The following is a 5,929-nucleotide window of genomic DNA, read 5'->3' as shown; positions in this document are numbered from 1 at the left end:
GGTGAGTGGGTCTCCTCGGGCCACAGACGAAAGCGCCGTCCCCGGCCGGGACGGCGCCGACCGTCACGCCGAGGTGATCCTGGTGACCGGACTGTCCGGTGCCGGCCTGAGCACCGCCGCGACCGCGCTGGAAGACCTCGGCTGGTTCGTCGCCGACAACCTGCCACCGCAGCTGGTCATTTCGATGGTGGATCTCGCGGTGCACGCCGACCCGCCGCTCGAACGGCTCGCCGTCGTCATGGATGTGCGCAGCCGCCTGTTCACCGGCGACCTCGGCCGTGTGGTGACCGAACTCGCCGCACGGCCGGTCCGCACGCGGGTGCTGTTCCTCGAAGCCACCGACGCGGTGCTCATCCGCCGGTTCGAGCAGGTGCGGCGCAGCCACCCGCTCCAGGCGGACACCGCCGATCGCACCTTGTCCGACGGGATCGCAGCCGAACGCGCGCAGCTCGCGCCCGTCAAGGCCGCCGCGGATCTGGTGGTCGACACGTCCGCGCTGTCCGGTCCCGAGTTGCGCCGCAAGATCGAAGCGGCATTCGGGGATGCCGAATCCGAGACTATTCGGGTGACCGTCGAGTCGTTCGGTTTCAAGTACGGTCTGCCGATGGATTCCGACGTGGTGTGCGATGTGCGGTTTCTGCCGAACCCGCATTGGGTGCCCGAACTGCGGGAGCACACCGGCCGGGACGCGCCGGTCCGCGACTATGTACTCTCGCGCGACGGTGCGGCCGAATATCTGACCACCTACCGTCGGCTGCTCGAGCTGACCACGGCCGGCTATCGACGGGAAGGAAAGCGGTACATGACGGTTGCGGTGGGATGCACCGGCGGGAAGCATCGCAGCGTGGCGATCGCGGAAGCGCTCGCCGCCCGACTGTCCGAGGATCCGGCGCTGACGGTCAACGTGGTGCACCGGGATCTGGGGCGCGAGTGAGCGCGCACGACGCAGCGCCCGACTCCACTCCGACCGATCCCGCACCGTCGATCGTTGCGCTCGGTGGGGGACACGGCCTGTATGCCACGCTCAGTGCCGTGCGACGGCTCACCGACCGGGTCACCGCGGTGGTCACCGTCGCCGACGACGGCGGCTCCTCCGGTCGGCTCCGTGCCGAACTCGGTGTCATTCCTCCCGGCGACCTGCGCATGGCGCTCGCCGCACTCTCCGCCGACACCGCCGACGCCCGGGTGTGGACCGAGACGGTGCAGCACCGCTTCGGGGGCACCGGAGCGCTGGCCGGGCACTCGGTGGGCAACCTCATCCTCGCCGGATTGACCGAGGTCGTCGGAGACCCGGTCGCGGCTCTCGACACGCTCGCCCGGGTGCTGCAGCTCCGTGGCCGCGTGGTGCCGATGTCGCCGATCGCGCTCGACATCGAAGCCGACGTCGCCGGTCTCGAATCCGACCCCCGGGTGAGCCGCTGCATCCGCGGCCAGGTCGCGGTCGCGACCACACCGGGCAAGGTGCGCCGGGTCCGGCTCATCCCCGCCGACCCGCCGGCCTGCACGGACGCTCTCGATGCCGTGCTCGACGCCGACCTGGTGGTATTGGGGCCGGGCTCGTGGTTCTCGAGTGTCATCCCGCACGTGCTCGTGCCCGATCTGCACGATGCGCTGCTGCACACGTCGGCGCGTAAGGTGTTGGTGCTCAACCTCGCGGCGGAACCTGGTGAAACGGCCGGTTTCTCGTCCGAACGGCACCTGCACGTCCTGGCGCAGCACGCACCGGACTTCCGTGTCGACCACGTATTGGTCGATGCCGGTTCGGTGCCGCCCGGCCGCGAACGCGAGCACCTGGGCCGGGCGGCGGCACGGTTCGGCGCCGAGGCCGCCTACGTCGACGTCGCGGAGACAGGCACTCACCGGCATGATGCCGCCAAGTTGGCGGAGGCCATCGCAACATATTCGACCCCCGCTCTCGGCGACACGAGAGCCGTGAGCGGTGGCGGAAGGGAGATCGTCTCGTGGCTATGACAGCGGAGGTCAAGGACGAGCTGAGCAGGTTGGCGGTGACCCGCACCAGCAACCGCAAGGCCGAGGTGTCCGCCCTGCTGCGGTTCGCCGGTGGCCTGCACATCGTCGCCGGCCGGGTGGTCGTCGAAGCCGAGGTGGACCTCGGCTCGATCGCCCGTCGGTTGCGCCGCGAGATCTTCGAGCTCTACGGCTACTCGGCCGACGTCCACGTCCTCGGTGCGGGCGGCCTGCGCAAGAGCTCGCGCTACGTCGTCCGTGTCGGTAAGGACGGTGAATCGCTGGCGCGCCAGACCGGTCTGCTCGACGGCCGCGGCCGACCCGTGCGCGGGTTGCCCGCGCAGGTGGTCGGCGGGAGCATCTCGGACTCCGCCGCGGCCTGGCGCGGCGCGTTCCTCGCGCACGGCTCGCTCACCGAACCGGGCCGCTCGTCGGCGCTCGAGATCAGCTGCCCGGGGCCCGAGGCGGCGCTCGCACTCGTCGGTGCCGCCCGTCGTCTCGGTGTCACCGCCAAGGCCCGTGAAGTGCGGGGCGCGGACCGGGTCGTCATCCGTGACGGGGAGGCCATCGGGGCGCTGCTCACCCACATGGGCGCTCAGGACACGCGTCTGACCTGGGAGGAACGGCGGATGCGCCGGGAGGTGCGGGCGACCGCCAATCGGCTCGCGAACTTCGACGACGCGAACCTGCGCCGCTCTGCGCGCGCCGCGGTGGCCGCGGCGGCCCGCGTCGAACGGGCCCTGAACATTCTCGGCCCCGACGTCCCCGACCATCTCGCGGCCGCCGGCGCGTTGCGCGTCGAGCACCGTCAGGCGTCCCTCGAGGAGCTCGGCCAGCTGGCCGACCCGCCGATGACCAAGGACGCGGTGGCCGGCCGCATCCGGCGGTTGCTGTCGATGGCGGATCGGCGGGCGAAGGACCTCGGGATCCCGGACACCGAATCGGCCGTGACCGCGGAGTTGCTGGACGACGCCTAGCGGGGCAGGCTTGGACGGAGTTCGCACGATGACAGGGCGGCTCCCACACGGTGATCCCGGCACATTAGGGTAGGGGTCACACCAGCACAATCATCTTTCATCTGGGCAAAGGAGCTTCACTGTGACTGTCCGCGTAGGCGTGAACGGGTTCGGACGCATCGGGCGTAACTTCTTCCGTGCGGTCGAGGCGCAGAAGGCGCTCGGCACCACCGACATCGAGATCGTCGCCGTCAACGACCTGACCGACAACGACACTCTCGCGACGCTCCTGAAGTACGACTCGATCCTGGGTCGCCTCGACAAGGATGTCCGTGTCGAGGGCGACTTCATCATCGTCGGCGACCAGAAGATCAAGGCGCTCGAGATCAAGGAAGGCCCCGCCGCACTGCCCTGGGGTGACCTGGGTGTCGACGTCGTGGTCGAGTCCACCGGTATCTTCACCGACGCCGCCAAGGCGAAGGGGCACATCGATGCCGGCGCCAAGAAGGTCATCATCTCCGCTCCCGCCAAGGGCGAGGACATCACCATCGTGATGGGCGTCAACGACGACAAGTACGACGGCAGCCAGAACATCATCTCCAACGCCTCGTGCACCACGAACTGCCTCGGCCCCATCGCCAAGGTCCTCGATGACAGCTTCGGCATCGAGAAGGGCCTGATGACGACGATCCACGCGTACACGCAGGACCAGAACCTGCAGGACGGCCCGCACTCGGATCTGCGTCGCGCCCGCGCCGCCGCCCTGAACGTCGTTCCGACCGGCACGGGTGCCGCCAAGGCCATCGGCCTGGTCCTCCCGCAGCTGCTCGGCAAGCTCGACGGTTACGCGCTGCGCGTGCCGATCCCGACCGGCTCGGTCACCGACCTCACCGCCAACCTGCGCACCAAGGCGTCGGTCGACGAGATCAACGCCGCGATGAAGGCTGCCGCCGAGGGACCGCTCAAGGGCATCCTGAAGTACAACACCGACCCGATCGTGTCCTCGGACATCGTCACCGACCCGCACTCGTCGATCTTCGACGCACCGCTGACCAAGGTCATCGACGACCAGGTCAAGATCGTGTCCTGGTACGACAACGAGTGGGGCTACTCCAACCGCCTGGCCGACCTCATCGGTCTCGTCGGCAAGTCGCTCTGACACCCCACACCGAACAGGACACCCGAACAGTGGCAGTTCAGACCCTGAAGGATCTGCTCGACGCCGGGGTGGAGGGGCGCGGTGTGCTGGTGCGCTCCGACCTCAACGTCCCCCTGGACGGCGCGACGATCACCGATCCCGGTCGCATCCTCGCGTCCGCCCCGACGATCAAGGCACTCGCGGAAGCCGGTGCCAAGGTGGTCGTCACCGCGCACCTCGGCCGCCCCAAGGGCGAGCCGGATCCGAAGTTCTCGCTCGCGCCCGTCGCGGCGAAGCTCGGTGAGGTGCTCGGCCGCAACGTCCAGCTCGCCGGCGATGTCGTCGGGCAGGACGCCTTGGCTCGTTCCGAAGGCCTGACCGACGGCGACATTCTCCTGCTGGAGAACATCCGGTTCGATCCGCGCGAAACCAGCAAGGACGAGGCGCAGCGCCAGGCGCTGGCCCGCGAGCTCGTCGAGCTCGTCGGCGACGACGGCGCATTCGTCTCCGACGGGTTCGGTGTCGTGCACCGCGCGCAGGCGTCGGTGTACGACGTGGCGAAGTTGCTGCCGCACTACGCCGGTGGACTCGTCGCCGCGGAGGTGGAGGTGCTGGCCAAGCTCACCACCGACACCGAACGCCCCTACGCGGTGGTGCTCGGCGGGTCGAAGGTCTCCGACAAGCTCGCGGTGATCGAGGCGCTCGCACCGAAGGTGGACACCCTCGTCATCGGTGGCGGCATGTGCTTCACTTTCCTTGCTGCGCAAGGTATCTCGGTCGGCACCTCGCTGCTCGAAGAGTCGATGATCGACACCTGCAAGTCGCTGCTCGACCAGTTCGGCGACGTCCTGCACATCCCGCAGGATGTGGTGGTGGCCGACAGCTTCTCCGCCGACGCCGAAGCGAAAACCGTTCCGGCAAACGAGATCCCGGACGGCTGGATGGGTCTGGACATCGGACCGGAGTCGGTGCAGCGCTTCGCGTCGCTGCTCACCGCGGCCAAGACCGTGTTCTGGAACGGGCCGATGGGCGTATTCGAGTTCGAGAAGTTCGCGGCGGGCACCAAGGGCGTCGCCGAGGCCATCGTCGAAGCCACCGGCAAGGGCGCGTTCAGCGTCGTCGGCGGCGGCGATTCGGCCGCGGCCGTGCGCCAACTGGGCCTGCCCGACGACGGGTTCTCGCACATCTCTACCGGTGGCGGCGCCTCCCTCGAGTACCTCGAGGGCAAGGAACTCCCCGGCATCGCGGTTCTGGAGGACTGACGGTATGGCACGTAAGCCGCTCATCGCGGGCAACTGGAAGATGAATCTGAACCACCTCGAGGCCATCGCCCTGGTGCAGAAGATCGCCTTCACGCTGCCCGAGAAGTACCTCGAGAAGGTCGATGTCACGGTCATCCCGCCGTTCACCGACATCCGCTCGGTGCAGACGCTGATCGACGGCGACAAGATCGGGCTCACCTACGGTGCGCAAGATGTGTCCGCCCACGAGTCCGGTGCTTACACCGGCGAGATCTCCGGTGCGATGCTCGCCAAGCTCGGCTGCACCTTCGCGGTGGTCGGCCACTCCGAGCGTCGCATGTTGCACGGCGAAACCGACGAGATCGTCCGCGACAAGGCCAAGGCCGCGCTCCGGCACGGCCTGACCCCGATCGTGTGCATCGGGGAGGGACTCGACATCCGCGAGGCCGGCAACCACGTCGCGTACAACGTCGAGCAGCTGAAGGGCTCGCTCGCCGGTCTGTCCGCCGACGACATCGCCAAGATCGTCGTCGCGTACGAGCCGGTGTGGGCCATCGGCACGGGCAAGGTGGCCTCGGCCGCCGACGCCCAGGAAGTGTGCGCCGCAGTGCGTTCCACCCTCGCCC

The 5,929-nt window shown here is 68.8% G+C and carries 6 protein-coding genes; all 6 read left to right on the top strand.

The features are described 5' to 3' along the window. Positions 1–73: 73 nt before the first annotated feature. On the top strand, positions 74–934 hold the full coding sequence (gene rapZ, locus Q8814_RS23775) for an RNase adapter RapZ (RefSeq protein WP_330154434.1): 861 nt from the start codon (positions 74–76) through the stop codon (positions 932–934). Beyond that, the gene (locus Q8814_RS23770) at positions 931–1,971 is read left to right on the top strand and encodes a gluconeogenesis factor YvcK family protein (protein ID WP_330154433.1); all 1,041 of its coding nucleotides are present in this window, start codon (positions 931–933) and stop codon (positions 1,969–1,971) included. The genes rapZ and Q8814_RS23770 overlap by 4 nt, the downstream gene beginning before the upstream one ends. Continuing rightward, on the top strand, positions 1,962–2,945 hold the full coding sequence (gene whiA, locus Q8814_RS23765) for a DNA-binding protein WhiA (RefSeq protein WP_330154432.1): 984 nt from the start codon (positions 1,962–1,964) through the stop codon (positions 2,943–2,945). Before Q8814_RS23770 ends, whiA begins: the two co-directional genes overlap by 10 nt. Before the next feature lie 121 nt (positions 2,946–3,066). Next, complete coding sequence (gene gap / locus Q8814_RS23760; RefSeq protein ID WP_330154431.1) at positions 3,067–4,083, top strand: type I glyceraldehyde-3-phosphate dehydrogenase; 1,017 nt, start codon at positions 3,067–3,069, stop codon at positions 4,081–4,083. Positions 4,084–4,112: 29 nt separating this feature from the next. After that, a complete protein-coding gene (locus tag Q8814_RS23755) occupies positions 4,113–5,324 on the top strand; it encodes a phosphoglycerate kinase (protein ID WP_330154430.1) in 1,212 nt (403 codons plus the stop codon). Positions 5,325–5,328: 4 nt separating this feature from the next. Then, on the top strand, positions 5,329–5,929 hold a 601-nt coding region (gene tpiA, locus Q8814_RS23750), incomplete at its 3' end, for a triose-phosphate isomerase (protein ID WP_330154429.1).

It is taken from the genome of Rhodococcus chondri (assembly GCF_036327435.1).
Classification (GTDB): domain Bacteria; phylum Actinomycetota; class Actinomycetes; order Mycobacteriales; family Mycobacteriaceae; genus Rhodococcus; species Rhodococcus chondri.
This window is presented reverse-complemented; position numbering and strand designations above follow the sequence as displayed.